At 62.5% G+C, this 22,740-nt stretch carries 20 protein-coding genes and 1 pseudogene; 4 read left to right on the forward strand and 17 right to left on the reverse strand.

The window, feature by feature from the left end:
• Window positions 1–49: 49 nt before the first annotated feature.
• A pseudogene (locus tag WH91_RS05865) lies at window positions 50–1,108 on the forward strand (IS110 family RNA-guided transposase).
• 407 nt (window positions 1,109–1,515) lie between these two features.
• Here the strand turns inward: WH91_RS05865 and WH91_RS05870 are convergent.
• The 4 genes from WH91_RS05870 to WH91_RS05885 form a co-directional block, all read right to left on the reverse strand.
• Window positions 1,516–3,192, reverse strand: coding sequence for a gamma-glutamyltransferase (locus WH91_RS05870; RefSeq protein WP_052952623.1), 1,677 nt, complete (start codon window positions 3,190–3,192; stop codon window positions 1,516–1,518).
• 28 nt (window positions 3,193–3,220) lie between these two features.
• Window positions 3,221–4,102: an ABC transporter permease gene (locus tag WH91_RS05875; protein ID WP_082102012.1), complete on the reverse strand. Its 882-nt coding sequence runs from the start codon at window positions 4,100–4,102 to the stop codon at window positions 3,221–3,223.
• On the reverse strand, window positions 4,095–5,048 hold the full coding sequence (locus WH91_RS05880) for an ABC transporter permease (protein ID WP_046170066.1): 954 nt from the start codon (window positions 5,046–5,048) through the stop codon (window positions 4,095–4,097). The genes WH91_RS05875 and WH91_RS05880 overlap by 8 nt, the downstream gene beginning before the upstream one ends.
• Before the next feature lie 155 nt (window positions 5,049–5,203).
• Window positions 5,204–6,814, reverse strand: coding sequence for a peptide ABC transporter substrate-binding protein (locus tag WH91_RS05885; RefSeq protein ID WP_082102017.1), 1,611 nt, complete (start codon window positions 6,812–6,814; stop codon window positions 5,204–5,206).
• Here WH91_RS05885 and WH91_RS24155 point away from each other — a divergent pair.
• Entirely contained in the window at window positions 6,813–7,058 is a 246-nt protein-coding gene (locus WH91_RS24155; protein ID WP_143078148.1) for a hypothetical protein, read from the forward strand. The genes WH91_RS05885 and WH91_RS24155 overlap by 2 nt on opposite strands.
• Before the next feature lie 122 nt (window positions 7,059–7,180).
• On the opposite strand, the gene WH91_RS05890 is transcribed toward WH91_RS24155, so the two are convergent.
• From WH91_RS05890 to WH91_RS05915, 6 genes are read right to left on the reverse strand one after another with little or no spacing between them, the layout of a single operon-like run.
• On the reverse strand, window positions 7,181–8,164 hold the full coding sequence (locus tag WH91_RS05890) for an ABC transporter ATP-binding protein (protein ID WP_046170067.1): 984 nt from the start codon (window positions 8,162–8,164) through the stop codon (window positions 7,181–7,183).
• Window positions 8,157–9,179 (reverse strand): ABC transporter ATP-binding protein, encoded by a 1,023-nt coding sequence (locus tag WH91_RS05895; protein WP_046170068.1) that lies wholly within the window; start codon window positions 9,177–9,179, stop codon window positions 8,157–8,159. Before WH91_RS05895 ends, WH91_RS05890 begins: the two co-directional genes overlap by 8 nt.
• A complete protein-coding gene (locus WH91_RS05900; protein ID WP_046170069.1) occupies window positions 9,179–10,795 on the reverse strand; it encodes a DUF885 family protein in 1,617 nt (538 codons plus the stop codon). Before WH91_RS05900 ends, WH91_RS05895 begins: the two co-directional genes overlap by 1 nt.
• Window positions 10,792–11,910, reverse strand: coding sequence for a Gfo/Idh/MocA family protein (locus WH91_RS05905; protein WP_046170070.1), 1,119 nt, complete (start codon window positions 11,908–11,910; stop codon window positions 10,792–10,794). Before WH91_RS05905 ends, WH91_RS05900 begins: the two co-directional genes overlap by 4 nt.
• Window positions 11,907–12,989, reverse strand: a complete 1,083-nt coding sequence (locus tag WH91_RS05910) for a ketopantoate reductase family protein (protein WP_046170071.1) — start codon at window positions 12,987–12,989, stop codon at window positions 11,907–11,909. The genes WH91_RS05905 and WH91_RS05910 overlap by 4 nt, the downstream gene beginning before the upstream one ends.
• A complete protein-coding gene (locus tag WH91_RS05915; RefSeq protein ID WP_046170072.1) occupies window positions 12,986–14,185 on the reverse strand; it encodes a hypothetical protein in 1,200 nt (399 codons plus the stop codon). Before WH91_RS05915 ends, WH91_RS05910 begins: the two co-directional genes overlap by 4 nt.
• Before the next feature lie 156 nt (window positions 14,186–14,341).
• Between WH91_RS05915 and gcvA the strand changes: the two genes are divergently transcribed.
• A complete protein-coding gene (gcvA, locus tag WH91_RS05920; protein WP_046170086.1) occupies window positions 14,342–15,232 on the forward strand; it encodes a transcriptional regulator GcvA in 891 nt (296 codons plus the stop codon).
• Between the two features lie 81 nt (window positions 15,233–15,313).
• On the forward strand, window positions 15,314–16,189 hold the full coding sequence (locus tag WH91_RS05925; RefSeq protein ID WP_046170073.1) for a LysR family transcriptional regulator: 876 nt from the start codon (window positions 15,314–15,316) through the stop codon (window positions 16,187–16,189).
• Between the two features lie 5 nt (window positions 16,190–16,194).
• Here WH91_RS05925 and WH91_RS05930 read toward each other — a convergent pair whose 3' ends face one another.
• The 7 genes from WH91_RS05930 to WH91_RS23225 form a co-directional block, all read right to left on the reverse strand.
• Entirely contained in the window at window positions 16,195–16,653 is a 459-nt protein-coding gene (locus tag WH91_RS05930) for a RidA family protein (RefSeq protein WP_046170074.1), read from the reverse strand.
• A gap of 11 nt (window positions 16,654–16,664) precedes the next feature.
• Window positions 16,665–18,026: a leucyl aminopeptidase family protein gene (locus tag WH91_RS05935; RefSeq protein WP_046170075.1), complete on the reverse strand. Its 1,362-nt coding sequence runs from the start codon at window positions 18,024–18,026 to the stop codon at window positions 16,665–16,667.
• A 51-nt stretch (window positions 18,027–18,077) separates the two neighbouring features.
• Window positions 18,078–19,127 carry a D-2-hydroxyacid dehydrogenase gene (locus tag WH91_RS05940; RefSeq protein ID WP_046170076.1) on the reverse strand — a complete coding sequence of 350 codons (1,050 nt, stop codon included), beginning with the start codon at window positions 19,125–19,127 and terminating at the stop codon, window positions 18,078–18,080.
• Window positions 19,128–19,161: 34 nt separating this feature from the next.
• Window positions 19,162–20,211: a D-2-hydroxyacid dehydrogenase gene (locus WH91_RS05945; RefSeq protein ID WP_046170077.1), complete on the reverse strand. Its 1,050-nt coding sequence runs from the start codon at window positions 20,209–20,211 to the stop codon at window positions 19,162–19,164.
• 29 nt (window positions 20,212–20,240) lie between these two features.
• A complete protein-coding gene (locus tag WH91_RS24585; protein WP_046170078.1) occupies window positions 20,241–20,582 on the reverse strand; it encodes a hypothetical protein in 342 nt (113 codons plus the stop codon).
• Window positions 20,579–21,838, reverse strand: coding sequence for an aminotransferase class I/II-fold pyridoxal phosphate-dependent enzyme (locus WH91_RS05955; protein ID WP_046170079.1), 1,260 nt, complete (start codon window positions 21,836–21,838; stop codon window positions 20,579–20,581). The genes WH91_RS24585 and WH91_RS05955 overlap by 4 nt, the downstream gene beginning before the upstream one ends.
• Window positions 21,839–22,589: 751 nt before the next feature.
• On the reverse strand, window positions 22,590–22,740 hold a 151-nt coding region (locus tag WH91_RS23225; protein WP_144408342.1), incomplete at its 5' end, for an IS3 family transposase.

Genomic DNA, 22,740 nt, shown 5'->3' on the forward strand with positions numbered 1-22,740 from the left:
GTGATGGGGTGGACGCCCCCGGCGGCATCGATGTGCCAAAGTGGAGGTGTTGAACACACCACTTGAGGAGCCGTCCAAGTCGGAAGTTATAACAATCGGCCTTGATATCGCTAAGAACGTTTTCCACGCACACGGCTCAGATGCGAGCGGTCGAGCGCTGTTCCGCCGCAAGATCAGCCGCACGACGTTACTGGAGTTTTTCGCACGGCAGCCACGGTGCCTGGTGGCGTTGGAGGCCTGCGGGGGTGCGCACCACTGGGCTCGCGAACTCACGCTGTTGGGTCACGAAGTCAAGCTGATCCCTCCGGCCTATGTGAAGCCATTCGTGAAGCGGAACAAGAATGATGGGGTTGATGCCGAGGCAATCTGCGAAGCTGCGCAGCGTCCGAGCATGCGGTTCGTAGCAATCAAGAGCGAGGCCCAGCAGGCATCTGCCCTGGTGTTGAGAACGCGCGATCTGCTGGTTCGGCAGCGCACCCAGTTGATCAATGCCATCCGAGGTCACCTGACCGAGTATGGCTGGGTCGCTCCCAAAGGACCGTCGCATGTAGCGGTGCTGGGCGACATGATCGAGGGCGCGATGGGATCGTCACTCCCAGAGGCGGCCAAGCCGATGTTCCGAACGATGCTCGATCTGCTGGATCAGTTGAACACTAGATCGGCGAACTGGACAAGGAGATCGCGCGTCGGGCCCGCGAGGACACGATCGCCAGACGGCTCAAGACGATACCGGGCGTGGGCCCGATCACGGCCACCGCGATTGCGGCCCTTGCCCCCGCCGGCCGAGACCTTCGCCAAGGGACGAGACTTTGCCGCATGGCTGGGTCTGGCGCCTCGTCAGCTCTCGACTGGGGGCAAGCAAAAGCTGGGATCGATCACGAAGATGGGCGAGCGAACGTTGCGGCGCCTCCTCATCAGCGGTTGCAGTGCGGTCGTCCTGCAGGCGAGCAAACGTGGTGCGTCTGCAGGCTCATGGCTTGAGCAGATGATGGCCCGCAAGCCACGTATGCTGGTCACCGTCGCACTGGCCAACAGGACGGCGCGCATCGTCTGGGCGCTGCTGTTGAAGCAAGAGGATTACAAAGCTCCGGTCGCAGCTGGGGCGTAAGCCAAGGCGGACCAGAGGTCGTCGGAGACGTAGTCGGTCGAAGGAAGGCATGGCACAACAGTCGGTGAGACGGGATCGGAAAACCAGGGCTTCCCAATGTGCCTTGAGCCCGCTGTGGGTGATATGGATCCGGTCCGCGAACTCCCATACACGGGCCCGCAGCCTCTGGTGCTGCATCAGAGGCCGGACAGATGGCAGCATCCGACCACGTGCAATCCTTCAAAAACCACTTGCGTCTTACGGGGCGTCCACAGATGGGTAGCGGTTGGTCTGCTTCCAGCGAGAGACCATTCAGAAAGCTGACGTTCAACCCATGGCTGGTCTTGGAGTGGACCGACGCCGTTCGGCAGTCGAGGTCCCGTCCCGAAGGGCCGGCGTTGTGGTCGCCAAAAAGGCGGTGTCAAGGTTTATGGCAGACCCGCAGCTTTGCCAGTGCGGCGGAAATCGGCACCAGCGGTCAGGGTGTCGCCGTCGCGCCAGCACATCTGGAACGAGCCCTGGTTCCAGTCCCAGGCGGGCATTGGCGTCAGGTGCAAGCCGAGCGCCGTGACGCCAAGCACGGCCTGTGGCGAAATCCGGCTTTCCACGGTCAGCGCGTAATTGTCCTCCAGCGGCAGCATGCGCGGCGCGTCGGAGGCGGCGTCCGGCGTCATGCCGAAATCGAGGATATTGACCAGCATCTGCGCCACCGTGGCATACACATTGCCCGGCGTGCCGAGCGCCAGCCAGGGCCGGCCGTTGCGCATGACGAAGGTGTTGCCCAGGATATTTCGCATCCGCGCGCCTGGCGTACGCCAGTTGGAGAAGTGCGCATTCATACTGGTCTGCTCATGCGAGCCCATCATGGCAACGCCGCCCACAGCCATTCCCGGAATACCGCCCGACTGCACCGTGTTCATCATCTGCAACCAGTTGCCATCCCTATCGACAATGGAAATCTCGCAACTGCCGACCGGCGCTTTGGACTTGGCGCTGTTCCAGCCCGAGGCAGCAAATCCCGCCGCGCCGGTGGTCAGGCGTACGTGGTTGGTCAAGTCCACCTTGGGCCGGCTCGCCGCAATCATGGCGGCCAACGAGCGATGATAGCTCGGGTCCATGATCGGCCCGGCGGCCGCCCCAAAGTATTCGGGATCATGCAGGAAGCCGCAGGCCTGTTCGGCCAGTCGCAGCGCGTGGCTCATGAAGAACAGGTAGTCCGCCCCGAACGGTTCCATATCGGCAATGCCCGCATGTTCCAGCACACCCAGCACCAGTGAGCAGAACACCGCCTGCCGCTCAGGCGGCGCCAGGCTGACGATCTCGTGCCCGCGATGGCTAAACGCCATCGGCTCCTGCCAGCGCGGCGAATTGGCTGTCATGTGGTCCATCCGCACCGCCCAGCCCAGATCGTTGCCGGCCTTGACGAAGTCGCGCGCCCACTGGCCGGTGGTGAAATATCCAGGACCTTCGGCCGCCAGCGCCGTCAGCGTCTTGGCCAATTTAGGATTGCGCACCACGCTCCCCACCGGCGGCAAATAACCGTTCGGCATGAACACCGCGCGACCTTCCTCGAAATAGGTCGAGAACGGTGCGGCGAAGACATTGACGCCATATTCGAATGAGGAAACCGGATGCCCCTCCTCGGCCCAGAGGATCGCCGGCTCGCACAGTGCCGACCACTCCATCGTGCCGAACCGCTCGTGCATCGCGCCCAGCCCTGGCATGAAGCCCGGAATGGCCGCCTGCGGCCCCGGCGCACCCTCGCGGGCCCAGCCGCCGACGCCGTTGATCGGCCGGAACGGCGCCAGGTCATGCGGCAGCGTGCCCAGAGAATTGAGCTGGTAGGACTTCTGCGACTTCGCGTCCCAGTAGAGAAACGACACCATGCCGGCATGGCTGGTCAGATGCGGCTCTACCGCCGCCTGCACCAACGCCCCGGCAATTGCCGCGTCGGCCGCATTGCCGCCGGCCGCCAGTGTCTCGATCACCGTCTCGGTGACGATAGGATTGCCGGTCGAGGCGACCGCCCTGCCATGCGCCAGCGGCTTGGGCCCTTGGTTGACGATGTAGCGGCTTTGCAGATCAATCAGGCGTGCAGCATCCATGAGACGTCACCGGTCCGGAGGGCAGAAGCTATTCCTTGGGCTCCATGGCGTCGCGCAGCCCATCGCCAAGGAAGTTTACGGCGAGCACTGTGCAGAGGATCAACAGCCCCGGCGGGATGGCCAGCCACGGCGCCACGCTCAACCACGAGGAGGCGCTGTTCAGCAGATTGCCCCAGGTCGGCACCGGCGGCTGGATGCCAAAACCCAGAAAGCTCAGCGCCGATTCCAGCATGATGGCACTACCCACCGCCAGCGTCGCCGCCACGGTGATCGGCCCAATCGCATTGGGCAGGATGTGGCGGAACATCAGCCGTGCGCCCCCTGCCCCCAGCGCCCGCGCCGCCTCGACGAATTCGCGCTCGCGCAGCACCAGGAACTGGCTGCGCACAAGGCGCGCCGTGCCCATCCAGATCAGCATGCCGACAATCGCCACCAACAGCGGCGGGCTCGGCCGGAACAGGCCCGACAGCAGCAGCACCAGCGGCAGCGTCGGGATCGACAGCATCACATCGGTAAAGCGCATCAGGAGCGCATCGATCCAACCACGGTAAAAGCCCGACAGCGCTCCCACCAGCGTGCCCGCAATGGTGGCGATGATGGCGCCGGCCAGCCCCACAGCAAGCGACACCCGCCCGCCATAGATCAGCCGCGTCGTCACATCGCGGCCCAATTCGTCGGTGCCCAGCCAATGCTGGGCATTCATCGGTCCGGGCGAGCCGATCAGGGCAAAATCCTGCCCGTCGAAGGTATAGGGCGACAGGAATGGCCCGACCATGATGATGATCGCCAGCAACAGCAGGAAAGCCAGCCCCGCCACCGCCGGCCGATGCTTGAGGAAGCGCTTGACCACCCGCCGGCCATAGCTCTGGGGCGGCTGAATCGTGGCGAGGGGGATGACGGTTTCAGCCATAACGAATCCTCGGATCGAGCGCCGCATAGGCGAGGTCGGCGATGATATTGGCCATGATGATACCGAGCGAGCCCATCATCATCAGCCCCATCAGCATAGGATAGTCGCGCCCGTCCATGCTCTCCATGAACAGTCGGCCAATGCCCGGCCAGGCGAATACCGTCTCGGTGATCACTGCGCCCGAAATCACCGTGGCGAAATCCACCGCGATTACCGTCACGGCCGGGATCATCGCATTGCGCAGCGCATGCAGGATCACCACGCCGCGCTCGGAGCGGCCCTTGGCATAGGCGGTGCGGATATAGTCCTGGTTGAGCACGTCGATCATGCCCGAGCGGATGAACCGGCTCCAGCTTGCTACCGTCGCCAGCGACAGCACCGCGGCCGGCATGACGATATGGCTCAGCCGATCCATGAAATCGCCGCCGCCGATGGATTTGTAGCCCGCCGAGGGCAGCCAGCCGAGCTGCACGGAAAACAGCAGTTGAAGCAACAGTGCCAACCAGAACACCGGGATGGAAATGCCGGCAAACGAAGCCAGGGTCAGCGAACTATCGAGTTTGGAACCGCGCCGCGCGGCGCTGATGATGCCCAGCGGGACGGCGATGGCCAGCGAGATCAGCAGCGCCAGTCCGCCCAGTTCCAGGGTCGGCCCCAGCCGCAACACGATTTCAGTCAGCACGGGCCGCCCGGTGCGGATGGAATAGCCCCAATCGCCGACGAGCATGGATTTCAGCCAGAGCACATATTGCACCGGCACCGGCTGGTCGAGCCCATAGGCCGCCGCGATCTGCGCGAGCGCTTCCTTACTGACCGCCGGGTTTTCCGTATACATATCCAGTGGCCCACCGGGCGCCAGGTGGATGATGGAAAACAGGATCACCGAGATGCCGAGCAACAGTGGAACGGCACTGAAAAGGCGGCGCAGAACGTAACCGAGACTCATGCCGCCTCCAGGTAGCGCGGCTTAGCCGCTTTGCAGAGCGGACAAGCCGCTCCAGTTATTTGTGTTGTCGCGTTTTCGAACCGAAAAAGTGGTGTCCACTTTTTCTAAAAATGCCCCCGGCCGGCGCAGGGCCGGGGGCATCGGTGGAGTGAAGACTACTCCACGTACCAGGCAGCGGTATCGACGAAGTTGGTCATGTTGGTCGGGTTCGGAATGAAGTTCTTGAGCGCAACCGGCTTGGCGATCAGGGCAACATTGTTGACCAGCGAGATGGTGGGCAGGTCCTCGGCCAGGATGGCCTGAAATTTGGATGCTGCCACCTTGCGCTCGGCCGGGTCCAGCGTGCTCTCGAATTCGGCCATTGCCGCGTCGAGGTCGGGGTTGGAATAGGACTGGCCGTTGTTGGCGCCGCCGGTGCCCCAGAAGTCATGGTAGACTGGGTTGGCCGAGGTGATCCAGCGACCATAGATCAGGTCGTAGCCGCCATTGTAGCGGGCTTCGCGATAGGCAACGCCGGTCTGGTTGTTGGCCGTCGCTTCGATGCCGATGGCCTTGAGCTGGGCGATGATGACCTGCTGGGCCAGTTCGTCGTCGGCGCGTCCGGCCTGTACCATGAAGGCGTAGGACAGGCGTTCGCCATCCTTTTCGCGGATGCCGTCACCGCCGGCGACATAGCCAGCCTCGTCGAGCATCGCATTTGCCGCTGCGACGTCAAAAGCCAGAACTGGAGTGGAATCGTCGTAGAAGTCGAACACCGGCACGACCGGGGATTTGATTGCCTTGGGGAAACCGCCCTGCGCCTTGATGATGACGTTGCGATCGATGCCCATGGCGATGGCCTTGCGCACGTTGAGATCGGCGAGCGAGGGACGCTTGAAGTTGAAATCGAGATGCTGCCAGCTCAGCTGCGGCCCCTGGATGATTTCGATGCCTTCGATGCCCTGGACCTGGCTGGCCTGGCTGTAGGGGGTCGATACCACCATGTTCACTTCGCCTGACTTGAGCTGGGTGATCAGGGTGTTGGTGTCGGGGATCATCTTGAAGATGATGCTGTCGAGGTAGGGCAGCTTGTCGCCGTTCTCAGCAGTCTTCCAGTAGTCGTCGTTGCGGACGGTTTCGACATACTGGCCACGCACGAACTCGTTGACCTTGAATGGACCGGTGCCGACGGGGGTCTCGTTATAGGTCGAGGTGTTGAGATCGGTGCCTTCGAGCAGGTGCTTGGGCATGATGCCGAAGGTGAACAGCGTCGCCGCAAAGGTCGGCAGGATGGTGTTGTAGTTGACGATGACGGTCAGCTCATCGGGAGTATCGATGCCCTCGACTTCGGACGAACCGTCCTTGGATTCGGCGATGAAGGCCGGGTCCTTGACCGCTTCCCAAGTATACTTGACGTCGGCGGAGGTGAAGGGCGTGCCATCATGCCACTTGACGCCTTCGCGCAGCTTGTAGGTGATCTGCATGGTCTTGCCGTCGTCGGACACGACGATGCCGCCATTTTCGATTGCCGGCACTTCAGTGGCCAGCACGGGCACATACTTGGCTTCGCCATCGGGGGCGATCAAGCCCTCGATAACGGCAGCCTGCGCATCGCCGAGGAAACCCGTCGAATAGGGGTTCATGGTGTCGATTTCATAGGTCAGGCCGACCGTCAGCGTGCCGCCCTTGGCCTGGGCCCAGGCGGGGAGCGCCCGCATCGTCGTCAAAGCTGCGGTGCCAGCAAGCATGCCCTGAAGCGCTGCTCGGCGGGTCAGTTTAAATGTCATGATCTCGTCCTTCTGCCTGTTGCCCTTGCGGGAGTTGCCTCGCCGGCTGCTGCCGGTCTGTGGTTCGACCCTCGCCAGCAGCCGAGTGATCGCCCAAACGGGCAATTCGTCGCCTTGCTCGAAGGATTCGATACTCACCGCCGACCTCGTGCAGGGCGATAAATATCGGTTTGATGACAGCCAGCATGGTGCCACCTCCCGCACCCAGCAATCCCCTAAAAAATCCGCTTTGCCTGCATTCTAACTCATGCATGCGCCATGGCACCACACTGCCCAAAAAAATACCCACACTGCTCCTATGTCGAGCAAATGCAGGGCTGACAGGGTGGATATGGACGCGAATTGGACGGCGCGGAAAAGCTCTATCTATTCCGTCAGGTTAAGCTCGCCCGCGCGGATGCAGGCGACGGCATGCTGCTCGCCGACGGGATCGAGCGACGGCACCACGGCGGCACAGGCCTCGATGGCGAACGGGCACCGGGTGCGGAACACGCAACCCGAAGGCGGGTTGATCGGGCTGGGCAGATCGCCCTTGAGCGTAATGCGCTGCCGCCGCGCGCGCGGGTCGGGCACCGGCGCCGCATCCAGCAACGCTCGCGTATAGGGATGGCGCGGATTGGCATAGAGATCGGCGGCCGTCGCCGTTTCCATGATCTTGCCGAGATACATCACCACGACGCGGTCGCAGAGAAACTCGATCACCGACAGGTCGTGCCCGATGAACAGGATCGACAGCCCCAGCTCCTGCCGCAAATCCTGCAGCAGGTTGATGATCTGCGCCTGGATCGACACGTCCAGTGCCGATACCGGCTCGTCGGCCACGATGAATTGCGGATTGACCGCCAGCGCTCGCGCGATGCCGATGCGCTGGCGCTGCCCGCCGGAAAACTCGTGCGGGAACCGCGCCGACGCCGCGCGCGGCAGGCCGACCTTTTCGAGAATGTCGCCGACCCGCTCGGCGCGATCCTTGCGGGTGCCAATATGGTGCAGCAGCAACGCTTCCCCGATGGTTTGACCCACACTCATGCGCGGATTGAGGCTGGCATAGGGGTCCTGGAAAATGATCTGCATCTGGCCGCGCAGCGCCTTGAGCTGCGCCGGCGGCATGCCGACCACTTCCTCGCCGTTGAAGCGCACCGAGCCATCGGTGGGCTCGATCAGCCGCAGCACAGAGCGGCCCAGCGTGGTCTTACCCGATCCCGATTCACCGACCAGTCCCAACACTTCACCGCGCGCCACCGAAAAGCTCACGCCGTCGACCGCCTTGACGGTCACGCCCGGCTTGAACAGCGTCTTGCCGACGGGAAAGTGCACCTTGAGGTCGTTCACCTGCAGCAGCGGCTCAGCCATCGAGTTCGCTCCAGCGAATGCAGCGGGCGCCATGACCATTGCCGACATCGAACATTGGGGGCACCGCCGCGCGGCAGGCATCGATCGCCCAGGCGCAGCGCGGGTTGAAGTCGCAGCCCGAGGGAGGATTGCGCGGATCGACGACGCTGCCGGGGATGGCCTTGAGTCGCGCCACGGTGCCCGCCGCTCGGGCCGCCCGGTCAACCGTCGGCATGCTGGCCAGGAGGCCCCGCGTATAGGGGTGGCTCGGGCGGTCGAACAGGTCCTCGACCGTCGCCCGCTCGACGATGCGCCCGCCATACATCACCGCGACCGTGTCGGCGATTTCGGCAACCACGCCCAGATTGTGGGTGATGAACAGGATGCCCATACCGATTTCGCGCTGCAGGCGCCGCATCAGTTCGAGAATTTGCAACTGCACCGTCACGTCGAGCGCCGTGGTCGGCTCGTCGGCGATCAGCAGCGCCGGATTGCAGGCCAGCGCCATAGCGATCATGACGCGCTGCCGCATGCCGCCGCTCATCTGGTGGGGATAAATATCGGCGCGCCGCGCCGGCTCGGGGATTTCCACCAGAGCCAGCATTTCCACCGCCCGCTTCCATGCCTGTGCCCTTGTCAGCCCTTGATGCAACAGCGCCACTTCGGCGATCTGGTGCCCCACTTTTTGGGTCGGGTTGAGGCTGGTCATCGGCTCCTGGAAGATCATGGCGATCTCGTTGCCACGAACCTTGCGCATGGCGTGTTCCGGCTCCAGCGCCAAATCCCGCACCTGGCGGTCCCGGCCGCGAAACAGCACCTGCCCGCTGGCAATGCCGCCAATCGCAGGCGGTATCAGCCGCATCACAGACAGGCTGGTGACCGATTTGCCTGAACCGCTTTCGCCCACTACCGCGACGGTCTGTCCGGCCTCGACCGTCAGGTCGACGCCCTTGACCGCACGGACAATGCCGCTTTCGGTGCGGAACTCGGTGACGAGGTCGCGGATTTCAAGCAAGGGCGGCGCCAATGCTGCCATCAGGTCAATTGCCCCGCGCGTTCCATTTCCTGGCCGATCCACGCCAGCGGCACGTGTCCATAGCTCAGCAGGGCATCGTGGAAACTCAGCGTGTCGCCTTTCCAGCGCTGGCGCAACGTCTTGATGCCTTCGACGCCGATCCAGTACATCAGGCGGGATCCGGGCAGCATGGAATTGCGCACCACTTCGCCCTCGACGCGGCTCGGCGCAAAGCCGGCCTGACGGTAGAAGGCCATCGCTTCGTCGAGGCTCCAGTCCCCGATATGCAGCTTGATATCGATCAGTACGCTTGCCGCATTGCGGCGCTCATACTGTTTGAGCAGAAGGATTTCGGCCGGGGTATAAAAGCCGGGGGCTTCCATCAGCAGGTCTTCGACGTAACAGGCCCAGCCCTCGATCAGCGTGCCGGCGCCTAAAAATGCCAGCCCCAGCGCACAATCGGTGCCAGCGATCCGTGCCAGCCGCGACTCCGCCGCCCGTGCCCGCGCGTTCTGCGTATGGTGGCCAACGCTGCCATGATGCACGGAGTGGATGGTCTTGACGGTCGCGGTATTGTTGCCGCGCAGGAACCCGTCTTCATCCTCGCCGGGCGGGGTGACCCAATAAACGCTCCCCTGCCCCGGATCGAGGCCGGGCGGCGAACGATAGAACAGGAAATAAAGCGGTTGGCTGATCTTGCGGAAGCAGGGCGCCATCCAGCGATAGTCGAGATCGTATTCCTGGGCCGGGGTGACCAGATCATGGCCCGCGGCGATCGCCGTCACGTCCCACAGTAAGTAGCTGTCGTGCACCGCTTCGGCATCGGCGGGATGCTCGTCGGCCAGTCCGGCCACGATGTCCTGCCAGCTTTTCGCCGGATGGATCGCCTCGGCCATCTCGACCAGTTCGTCGCCCATCCGGTCATAGGCGGCCTGCGCCAGCTCGATTGCCTCACGGGGGCTCATCGTCAATCCATGAGTTTGACTCATGATAAGCGATAGGTGGGCCTCGCCGCAGGCCGGATTTGCGTCCATCAAGAAATCCAGCACGCTGGCAAATTTCTCGAAGGCATCCGACGCGCGGCATGCCGGCTCGGCCCACTCGTCGGCGAACTCTTCATGCAGCTTGATATCGGTGCGGAGGAACCCTGCCATCGCCACCGACTCGCGCTGCGCCCGCTGGCACCAGCCCTTGGGAACCGCAACGCCATTCAGACGCTCGGCGGCGTCGTTCAGAAACGCCAAAATGCCGTTCAGCCGCGCGATCAGGCTCGCGTGGCGGATCGGGGCCGATTGCGGCAGCAGCAGCGAAATAATCGCAAAGGCCGCCTCGCCCGAATACCAGGCCGGATTGTGTAGGCGCGGCCGCGCCGTTGCGGACGCCCGCTGGACGGCCAATTCCGCCAGCATCATCCGACGGTCCAGCCGGTCGCCAAGGCCCTGCGGGACCTCGGTTTTTTCCAGTTTCGACTGCAGGGTCGCAATGCCTTCCAGCTCACGCGTCAGGATTTGCGGACCGGCCAGCGGCATCACCCCGTCATAGTCCTTGGACCCCATGAACGTCGCATCCACCGGATGAAACGCCCAATAATGGCTCAGGAATTCGTCGACGATAGCGGGATCATAGCGCTCGCTCATGTGCTCTTGCCCGGCAGGTCGACCCAGCGACGCTCGAAATTGGCCGTGATGATCGCATCGACGATCTCCTGGCTCTTGGCGCCATCATAGAAGGTGCATTCCTGCGGCCGGTTTTCGAGGATTTCATCCACGAAGTGCCTGACAAGATTGCGATAATACAGTTCCGGCCATGGCGTATTAAGCGTCGTGCCGGGCGGCAGTGCGTCAGCGCCAACATCATATGGAATGAACTCTACGGCCTCCGCCTTGGCAATCTTGAGGGTCTCGGCGGTGCCGAATTCCGAGATCAATCGCGCCACGGCCGCACCCTTGGAGCCATAAACGCGCAGCTCGACGCCGGGATAATTGCCCACGGCCACATACGACGTCTGCAGCAAGCCCTGGGCGCCGTTGGCGTATTCGACCAGCGCCACCGCGCCGTCCTCGATCTTGATCTTCTGCAGGCCTACTTCCCCACGCACGATACGCTCGGGGATGAAGTTCTTCATGGTCGAGGCGACCGAGCCGAACTCGCCGCCGAGCCAGCGCATCAGGTCGATCAGGTGCGAGCCATAGCCGACGATCGAGGCCGGGATCAGCTTGGTGCGATCAACGCCTGGCGTCACCTGGCGCAGCGGCTCCTGCGGATCAAGCCATTGGGAATTCTGCTCAAAACCATGGATGTGGTAGATTTCGCCCAGTGTGCCGTCATCGATCCACTTCTTGATCTGCCGGATGGCGGGCGAGTAGCGGAAGGTGAAGCCCAGCTTGGTGCGCACGCCCTTGGCATCAGCCTTGGCGGCGGCTTCGAAGGCCGGCGCGGCCAGCGTATGCAGCGGCTTTTCCGACAGCACATGCTTGCCGGCATCGATGGCCAACAGGCTCAGCGGCAGGTGCGTATGGGTCGGCGTGCAGACGTCCACCATCTGCACATCAGGATCGGCGATCAGCTTTTCCGGGTCGGTAAAAACCTTGCGGGCGCCGTACTTCTCGCCCATCGCCTTGGCGCGATCGGGATCGATGTCACACACCGCGATCAGCTCGACCCGCTCATGCGCCTTGTAGCCGGGCAGATGCGCCTTGTCGGCCCAGGTATGCGCGCCGATCAATCCGACGCCGAGCTTGGATTGGCTCATGGCAGGGTCTTTCCAATGGAGGCCGCATAGGCTTCGAGTTCATCGAAATTGTGGAAGCCAAGCTCACGCTTACCCTCCTCGATCTCGTAGATCATCGAGGTCAGCTTCTCGTTCAGCCGTGTGTCAGCCCCGGCTTTCTTGCCATACTCGATCAGCTTGCCGGCAAAGGCGCGGGTTTCGGACGGGCGCTTGCGGTAGACGATATCCCACCAGATGCCCGAGCCTTTCTTCTTGAAATTGTGGGTCGGCTTGTTGTCCTGGTCCTTCTTGAGGAGCCAGATCGCGTGGTCGATATTGGCCAGCAGCTTCTTGGTGTCCTCGGCAGTCTTGACCCGGTAATTGGCCGGATCGAAGAAGTCGAAGGCCTGGATATCGATGCCGTTCGCATCGGCGATTTCCAGCGCTTCCTTGACCACTGCCCCAGCCGTACGGGCATATTTCTCGACGCCCAGCGTGTCGCGGATCTTGGCGTCGGCCAGAGCCGAGAACACGACCTGCGCCGAATAGACTTCCTTGGCCCAGATCTGGCCCCAGATGCGATCGGAATACTGCACTTCGGTCAGCGCGCTCAGCGCGTCGCCCAGTTCCTTGAGCCGCGGCGTCATCTCGCCGCTGAGTTCGCCAAGCTGGATCGGGCCCTCATGCACGAATTCGATATAGCCGGGATCGACCAGCGCGCCGCCATAGTTGGGGATCGACCCCATGATGATCTTGTCGCCGGGCAGGCCTGCCTCGTTCAGCGCCGCCACCATGTCGGGTTCGTTGAAGCCGTTCTGATAGGAAACGACCAGACTATCAGGCGTCAGCAGCGGAGTGATCTGCTTGAGCGCTTCGATGGTGTGCTGCGACTTGGTCGCGATCAGGACTGTCCCCAGATCGCCCGACAGTTGGTCGGGCGTCAGCGCCTTGACCTTGATGTTCAGGTCGCCGCGCACGCCGTCGATGGTTATGCCTTTATCATTGAGCGCGGCAACGTGCTCGGCCCAGCGGTCGACCAGCGTCACATCGTAGCCGGCCTTGGTCATATAGGCGCCGGCCAGGCCGCCAATGGCGCCCGAACCGATAATGGTGAACTTCATGCCGAGACCTTCTCGATGACGGTTTGGGGAAACATTTCAAGGCTTTGCGGGCTATTGGCGTTGGAATAGAGCGCGTCGAGGAAGACTGGCCACTGTTCCTTGCTCACGCGCTCGCGCACGCGGCGCACGCTTTCATTGCCGGCCCAATAGGACGAAATGAACGGCCCGCGGAACGGGTGTGCCGCCATGCGCAGCCGCCCCTGCACCCAGGCTTCCTGACCCATCGCCACGTCGCGCAGGTAATCGGCCACATCGTCACGCGGCATGCCCTCGACCATCAACATCCAGGCGGCGCTGGTCTGCGCGGCAGAGCGCACGCGGCGCAGTTCGACATGGATTTCGTCGTCGGCATCTTCGATAAAATCGATCAGGTGCGCGCCCTGGTCGCCAATACCCTCCTGGACGCAACCGGTAATCGCATCGGTGGTGATCAAGAGCGCATCGGCCGGCGCCCTGCCCTCGTCGAATGCTTTCCTGGTCGACAGCAACTGCGTGGAGTGCCCAGGATAAACCTCGTGGCACACCAGATGCTTCAGCGCTGCGCGGGTAAAATTGAGGTCAAAATTGAGATCCATCTTGCCCTGATCGAACGAGCAGCGGGCGGTGTAAAACATACCGCGCACCGGGTTCAGCACCATGTCGTAATCGCCGGTATCGAAGATCAGTTTGTCGGTGCGCGTCTTGGCGTCGGCCATCAGTTCGCGGAACACCGTTTCGATATTCTCGGCGGGCACCGCGCGCGCCTCTTCCCAGGCCTGGACCCGCTCGCCGAGCGAGCCATTGACGAAGCCGGACTTGCGCAGCAGCATATCGACCTTGCTGCGTGCATCCTCGATCAACGCCGCATCCTCGCGACCCGCCGGAGCGCCGACAAGGTCGGTCACCTTCTCCTCGAACGACGGGCTGGCGCCCGACAACATCTTGATCGTCACGCGCAGCGATTTGAGCATGCCTTGAAGGAATACCTGCCGTGGCCCTGCCCGAAGCGCCGCAGTCTCGGTGTCGAGTGTCGCGATGTCGGCACGGATGGCGTCGTGGTCGGCATAGGTCTTGCCGTCCACAAGGCCATTGCCCAGATAAATCGGCACCAGGCCCTCGCCGCCCAGCAGGCTGCCTTCCGCCGGCTGGCCACGCACGAACGCGTCAATCCCCATGGTGACTGCGGTCAGTTCCCGCCCGATCTCAAACGAATTCATCGTGCTCTCGATCCAAATTTACTGCACAGCCCGAACAAGGTTCAGGAGCGGAAGACCGCCTTCACAAGAAAGGCCCGTTTCAAAAAGCTATCCTCTTGGCGTAAGCTCACAAGGCGCATAAAGATTGCTCTTCCATGACTTGAAGGAATGATCGCCATGCGCGGCCGCCTCCTCCCATCGCTCAACGCCATCCGCACCTTTGAGGCCGTTGCCCGCTACAACAGCTTTACCCGCGCGGCCGAGGAGCTGAATGTGACCCAGAGCGCGGCCAGCCGCCTGGTGCGAAGCTTGGAGGAATACCTGCAGGTTCCCCTCTTCACCCGGCAGAGCCGCCGCATCGAGCTGACTGACCAGGGGCGGTTCTACAATGAACTGGTTCGCGACTCGCTCGACCTAATCGAGGCCGGTACGGTTGAGCTAATCTCATCCAAGGAGGGCAAAGGTACGCTAACCATCGGCATGCTGCCCACATTCGGCACGCGCTGGCTGGTGCCACGGTTGCCGTCCTTCCAGGAGGCACATCCAGAGATCTCGCTGAACATTATCTCTAGCGACGGCGAACTCGACTTCACCAAGGAGCGCATCGATGTCGCTATCCGCTTTGGTCATGGCGAATGGAAAGACGCAATCGTCGATCCGCTCATGGGTGAGGAAATCCAGGTCGTCTGCAGCCCCAAGCTCATGCAGGGCGAACACCCGATCATAAGCTACGACTCGCTCCGCTATCATCGCCTGATCCGCCACTCGACACGGCCCAACAGCTGGGATCATTGGTTCCGGTCCGTTGGCGCCCATCGGGAAGACCAGCAATGGGGGCCTACCCTCGAACACTTCTTCATGGTGATCCAGGCCGCAGTAGCCGGTCTAGGGGTGGCTTTGCTACCGACCTTCCTGATCGAGGACGACCTCCGCAGCGGCACTCTGGTGACCCCGTTTACCGACCGCATTGCTGGCCCGGGCGCCTACTATCTCATCACCTCCGCCGCAAAAAGCGAATTGCCGCGGGTCAAGCTGTTCCGGAGGTGGCTGCTGGGCCAGCTCGCCTGAATGCGCAATTTCAAGAGAAACTATCTTCTTGCCGACCGAGAAGATAAATTGGCAGCGTGATCGACCCAGCCCGGACAGTCCATGGACACCCGATTTCTTGAAAGCTTCGTCGCCGTAGTCGAATTCGGCTCGATGGCAGAGGCCGGGCGTCGGCTCAACCTGACCGCGGCGGGGGTGGCACAACGGCTGCGGGTGCTTGAAGAAGATTTCGGCATCGCCCTGGTGACGCGGGTGGGACGTCGGGTTCATCCGACCGAGGCTGGCGTCGCTGTCTTTGCCAAGGCTCGCGTGCTGCTGCAAGGCATTCGCGAACTGCGCCAGGTCGCGCTGGCTGACACGGAATCCGGAGAATTGCGGCTCGGCGCCGTCTCAACTGCCATGACTGGCATCCTGCCAAGGGCAATGCGCGGGTTGCACGCCACACATCCAAACTTCAATATCTTTGTTGCGCCAGGCACATCGATGGACCTGTACGAGCGCGTCGTCGATGGCGATCTCGACGCCGCGATCATCGTGGCACCGCCGTTTCGCATGCCGAAAACCTGCGACTGGCGCCCCATCCGCACCGAGCCCTTGTTGCTGATCCGACCCGAGTCGCTGGCCATGGAGGACCCGCGCGAACTGCTCTCCACCCAACCCTTCATCCGCTATGACCGTAATCACTGGGGCGGGCGGCTGGCCGAAAACTACCTGCGATACCTGGACATCGTGCCCGAGGACCGCTTCGAACTCGATGCCCTCGAGGCGATCGCGGTGATGGTGGACAGCGGGCTTGGCGTCTCGCTCGTGCCCGATTGGGCACCGCCATGGCCCGAAGGCATTCGGCTGACCAAGACCATCATCCCCAATCCGGAATTTGCCCGGCACATCGGCCTTGTGTGGCTGCGTGCCAGCAATAGCCTGCGCACGATCGGGGCCTTTCTGGATGAAGTGGCCTCGGCCGGCTCGTCCGACTGAAAGCCCTAGTCCCGCTCGATGGCGCAGACTAGATCGAGCTCGACCATGCCTGAGCTCGGCAGGGAGGCGACGCCGATCGCCGTGCGCGCATGGGCGCCCCTATCGTCGCCCAATACTGCGACGAGGACCTGAGACGCGCCATCGATGACGGCGCTATGACCGGTAAAATCCGGTTCGCTCATGACGTAGCCAGTCAGCTTGAGAACACGCACGTGCTCATCGGGACCCAGGATGGAGTCCAACACACTCAGCGCCCGCAAGACCGCCGTACGCGCCGCCAATCGCCCCCGCTCCGGGTCGCTGGCTAGGGCCGGGCCAGCAATGGTCTCCTCACCCAGGCGCGACACCTGTCCGCTCAAGTACAGCATATCGCCGTGACGGATCGCTGGGCGGTAAAGCCCCCGTGGCGCGATGACCTGCAGGGCAAAACCCTGGCGGGCACAGGCGTCGACTATGTATCCCACGGTGTCTTCCTTCAGGCGTAGCGGGACGAAATGATCCGTTCCAGCGCGCGAATGCCCTGGGCCTCGCCGCCAAACGGGCCATGCGAGCGTACCTCGGGATTCCAGGCCATGATATCGAAATGCGCCCAGGCCGTGGTCTTTTCAACGAAGCGGCGCAGGAACAAGGCGGCAGTGATCGAACCGGCAAAGCCGTCGCTCGTGACATTGTTGATGTCGGCGATCTTGGAGTTTAGCTTGGCGTCATAGGGGCTCCAGAGCGGCATGCGCCACAGCGGATCTTCCACCGCGACCGATGCGGCGGCAATCTGGGCGGCCAGCGCCTCATCATCGGTGTAGAATGGCGGCAGGTCCGGACCGAGAGCGACGCGCGCGGCGCCGGTCAGCGTCGCCATGTCGATCAGCAATTCTGGCCGCTCTTCATCGGCCAACGCCAATGCATCGGCCAGCACCAGCCGGCCTTCGGCATCGGTATTGCCGATCTCGACCGTGATGCCATTGCGACTGGTCAGGATATCGCCCGGCCGGAATGCGTTGGCGGAGATCGAGTTCTCGACGGCAGGAATGAGCACGCGCAACCGCACGTTGAGCCGCGCGGCCATGATCATCGAGGCCAGGCCCAGCACATTGGCGGCGCCGCCCATGTCCTTCTTCATCAGCAGCATGCCGCTCGGTGGCTTGATGTCGAGGCCCCCGGTATCGAAACACACCCCTTTGCCGACTAACGTAACCTTCGGCGCGCTTTCCGGCCCCCAGGTCATGTCGACCAGGCGCGGCGCGTCCGCCGCGGCCCGGCCGACCGCATGGATCATGGGGAAATTCTTGGCGAGCAGGTCATCGCCGGTGATGACGGAGACGGCGGCGCCATGCACTGAAGCGAGATCATGGACGGCCTTTTCAAGCTCGCTGGGGCCCATGTCGTTGGTCGGCGTATTGATCAGCTCGCGCGTCAGGAAAACGCCCGCGGCAATCCGCCGAGCATTGGCCCCATTGGCGCCGGCAACGTTGATCCGCAGGACACGCCCTGCCCTCTTGCCATAGCGCGTAAACGCATAGCCCCCGAGGACCAGTCCGAGCGCTACGAGATCGCCGCATTCCGATGGCGTCGCCAGATGCCAGTCGCCCTCCGGAAGGAGCCTTGCAAGCGCGCCGGCCGAAAGGGCAGCCTTGCTATCTCCCATCCCGAGCAACGCGGCAACGACGCTCCCGCCTTCGCCCGGCACCATCAGGCTGGAACCCGCCGCGCCGTTGAAGTCGTTTGCGTTCATCCAGTTCACCGCGAACGGATCCAACCCCGCCGAACCCTGCTTGTTGTGACCGACCAGATAGACGGGCCGGGATGTCGCGGTCTTTTCATCGACGAGTTCGACGGGCATGGAATCCTCAGGGATAGGCCGTACGGTTGCGGATGCGGCGAAGGCGCTGGCTCAGTAGCCGCGCGCCTTGTCGAACTGATTGCGCAGCATTTCGCCCCGCGTGAAGCGGCCCAGATTGTTGATGAAAATATCGACGATGCGGCCATTCTCGGCGGCCACCGTACTGGCGGAATGCGGGGAAATCAGCACGTTGGGAAGGCCCCATATCGGACTCTCCTTGGGCAAAGGTTCGACCTCAAAGACATCGAGCGCGGCGCCCTTGATGCGGCCCGACGTCAGACCCTCGATCATGGCCGCCTCATTGATAACTCCGCCGCGCGAGATATTCACGATCACTGCGCCCGGCTTGAGCGCCTCCACCTGCGGCCGATCGATCAGGAGCCGGGTTTCGTCGGTCAGCGGACAGGCCAGCACTAGCGCATCGACTTCCGGCAACACGTCGAGCAGTTGGCGCTGGTCGACCAGCCGGCTGACACCCTCGGGCAACTCGCCCCCGACGCTCCGCCGCGCCCCCCACACTTCCACGCCGAAGCGGGCACAATCGCGTGCAACCTCGCGACCCAATGAGCCCAGGCCCACGATTAGCACGCGGGCGCCGTCGAGACCGGGCGTCGTATAGCGCTCCCAGTGATGGGCCTGCTTCATGGTGTTGAGATATTGCACGTCGCGGAAGAAATACAGCAGGCCGAGCATGGTGAACTCAGCCAGTGGTCGAGCATGCACGCCCGATGCGGTCGTGAACGCGATATCGCTGTTCTCGAGGCCGGTCCGCTTCAGATATTCGCCAATCCCCGCACTGGTCGCCTGGACCCAGCGCAGCTTGGGCGCATTGGCCGGTAGATTTGTTGGATCGAGGCGATCGAAATCGAACAGGATGTCGGCGCTCCGCAGCAAGGCCGCCCAACGGGTCTGCTGCTCTGGCGTCAGTGTCCGCGGAGCGCCGTTGTGATCGGCGACATAACGGGGCTTGGCCAGCAGATCGGCATCATGGACGACGTCGAAACGGTCTGGGTCGAAAGCCCTGATGCGGTCGACGAACTCGTCCTCGAGCGGCGACGCGATCACGATAGTCAGTTTCTCGGTATTGTTTGAATCGCACATTCTAATCTCCCTTGATCAGGCCGGACATCGCTCGTCAGTACAAAAGCTGCTTGTCGAAAATGTTGGACATTTTTGCCTGCTCGCCGCGCAGATAGAGTGCAAGGTTCTTACAGAAAATGTCGGTGATCTTGGCGTTCTCCGTTGTCACGGTGCTCGCCGAGTGCGGATTGATCATGACATTAGGCATGTCCCACAGCGGGCTCGACGCCGGCAGCGGCTCGATCTGGGCGACGTCGATTGCCGCAAAGCCGATTTTGCCGTTACGCAACGCCTCGATCATCGCCACTTCGTCGATCGTGCTGCCGCGACCGGTGTTGATGAATGCGACGCCCGGACGCATCAGCGAAATCGCGGTGCGATCCAGCATATTCTCAGTCTCGTCGGTATGCGGAACCGTGCACACGATCGCGTCGGCCTGCGGCAACAGCCGGTGGAGTTCGGACACGCCATGGATTTCGTCGAACATATCGGCATGTTCGCGCGGCTTGTCCGGGCTGCGCGTCACGGCGACGATCCGCATACCCAGAGCACGACCCACAACGGCAACGCCGCGCGCCAGATCGCCGGCGCCAATGGTCACCAGCGTGCGGCCGGCCACTTCCTCGTCGCAATAGCGCTCCCACCGATGCGCCTTCTGCTCGGCCTCGAGGAAGCGGAACTTCTTGAAATACATCAGCAGCGCCATGAAACTCCATTCGGCCAACGGACCTGAATGTACGCCACGCGCGGTAGTCAGCAGCAGGTCGGACTTGTCCATGCCCGAGCGCTTGACGAATTCGCCGATGCCGCTGGAGGTGAACTGGATCCACTTGGCGTTTTTGAGATGGACCAAATCGCCCGGCATCTCCTTGGGGATGGGGCAATCCAGCAGGACTTCCGCCTTTTCCAGGTTCGCCCGCCAGCGCGCAGTCTGCTCCTCGGTTCGCTTGAAGGTCAGCACACCCTTGTGGTCGCAGGAATAGCGCAGCGGCGGATAGAGATCGCCCTCATAGGACACTTCGACGCGGTCCGGCGCCACGGCGCGAATGCGTTCCACAAGCTCAGCTTCGAACGGCGCGCAGATCATCAGTTGTATCTTGTCCATGAACGGACTCCGGCATCGACTTGGGAAGTTCAGGCGAGCAAATTCGCAAGGCGCCAGCGGCCACCGGCGTCTGGAACGTGCGAATAAAAAGGTGGGGAGCTTGAGCAGGTCCGTTCCCATGAACGAAGTGCCGCCGTCGGCGATATGCCCGGCGGCGACTGGGTCAGCCGCAGGATTGAGAGCACGGCCTTGGTCTTGCTGCCGCTTTCTCCCACGAACGCGAAGCATTCCCGCTTTCGAACCGAACAGGAAATGCCCTTGAGCGCATTGACGACGCTATCGACGGTATGGAACTTGGCCTCCAATGACGCGAAGCCGGAACCTGAAGTTTCTATCGCTTCCGCGCCCGCTGGAGGGACCGCCTGGATCATGCCTGGTCCAGCCCGCCTTTTCGCGCGGCCAGATCGCCGAGTACGCTGACCATGCGCTTGAGCGCTTCGGCCCAGCTCTTTTCATCGCGCGCATAGCACACGCGGAAATGCCCTGCCGCACTCGGCCCGAACTGGTAGCCCGGGCTGATCAACACCCCCGCCTGCTGCAGCAAGGCCGCGGCGACCTCGGCATCCGTCAAGCCTAGCGCGGACACATCGGCCCACAGGTAAGCCGTGCCCTGCTGCGGATGCAGCTTCAGCCAGTTCAGCGAACTGAGCGCCGTGGCGGTCATCTCCCGGAGCGCCTTGAACTTATCGATCCGGCTGACCAGCCACTCGGCGTCGTCTGCCAGCCAGCCGCTCAGCACATGCTGGGCATAGGCCGGCGCACGCAGGGCCGTGATGGACATGATGTTTTCGACGCCCCGGATCAACGCCTCGTTTCCGACCAGCACGCCGAGGCGATAGCCGCTCAACGACTCGGTCTTGCTGGGCCCGAGCAGCGTAGCCGTCTGCTCCATCATTCCCGCTTCGGCCGCCAGATGCACGAATTCGGTGCCGTCATAGGTCAGGCGCGCATAGAGCTCGTCCACCACCACTGAGACGCCGTACTGGCGCACCAGGGCCGCGATCGACTGAATGGTCTGGCGCGAATAGACCGCGCCAGTCGGATTGTTGGGGTGAGAGAAGATGAAATGGCGCGCCTTGTGGTCGGCAAATTCGGCCTCCAGCGCTTGCAGGTCGGGCGCATAATGCCCCTCTGCATCGAGCTGCAGCGGCACGTAGCCGATGTCGGCGCCAAGAAAGCGCAGGATACGCGCTGTGAACAGGTAATCGGGGTCCATCACCACGACCCGGTCGCCCTTGTTGATGCGGGCGGAAAGCGCCCCAAACAAGGCAGCTTGCGTACCGGGCGTCAGGATCAGGTTCTTGCGGGGGTCGACCGGAATGCCCAGGAGCTTGCTGACATTGCGGGCCACCTCGTCGAGCACTTCGGGATTGCCGCGGTAACCCGTATAGGCCAGCGACCCGTCCTCGGCAGCTCGGCTGAAGCGCTCTACGGCCCAATCTGGCGGTGGAAACCGCACGGTATCGAAATGGGTGGTGTCGATGAAGTCCAGGGGCGCCTTGCTCAGCAGGTCGATGTCGGCCTGCCGGACGTTTGGAGAGGCAATCGCCGCCCGTTCCGGCAATTTCAGAGCACTAACTCTTTCCGCCTCATATTCTTTGAAGGACGGCGCGAGTTCCAAGCTCATGACATTTTTTCCTTAAGCTGCAATCTCCATCAGCTTAGGCCTGGGCGAACCGAAGAAAACCCACTTTCATCTTTTCTCAAACACAACGAAACGTTTGTTTCACGCGCGATGGGTGAGCAAAGCACTGGACCTGTTTCTGAATGGGCGCTGCGGCGAAGTCCCTTGCTGCCCTTCGCCAGGGACTGGGGGTGGGTTTCACTGTCCCGCTTCGTGGAACGCAGAGCCGGGTCTGCGCGTGCGCCCGGAACGCTCAACGGATCTCCCGGCGCATTGTCGATTCTTTCGCAAGACGAAATCCGGCGAACCGAACGGGTGCGACTCTTCATCGACTTCGTCTCTCAGCGCCCGGCTGAATACGCACCTCGTCTGCTGGGATCGCACCCCGAAGTCGCGCTGACACTCGAACCTCAGTAGGAAAGAAGTGATGACAGACAACACGACAACACCTGCGGTGGCTGACCAATGGCAGCTTTCAGGATCTCGCGTTTCGATACCAAATGGCAGAAACTAGAGCGCACCCCATTTTGACCGGACAGTCGGCATAGCCGATAAGGCATAGGCATGCGCCTATGAGTACGACTATGTCCAAGAACCCCGATGAGCCGCTTCGGCGGGTCGAAGTCATCACCTCCGTGCAGCGCGGCCGGCGCGGGTCCGTCGCCGAGAAGATGCGGCTGGTTGAAGACGCCATGCAGCCTGGCATGAGCGTTTCTTACGTGGACTTGCCCCGCTTTAATGGAGAGGCATTAGCTCATTTAAGTGCCCGGTTTTCGAACTGCACAGGACTTTGGTAGTCGAGGGCGGAGTGTCGCCTCACAGGATTGTAGAAGCCGTCGATGTAGCGGGCAATGGCCTGTTCGGCATCGTGTCTGGTCTGGAAGCGTGTGCGCCAGACGAGCTCG

It is taken from the genome of Devosia psychrophila (assembly GCF_000971275.1).
Classification (GTDB): Bacteria; Pseudomonadota; Alphaproteobacteria; order Rhizobiales; family Devosiaceae; genus Devosia; species Devosia psychrophila.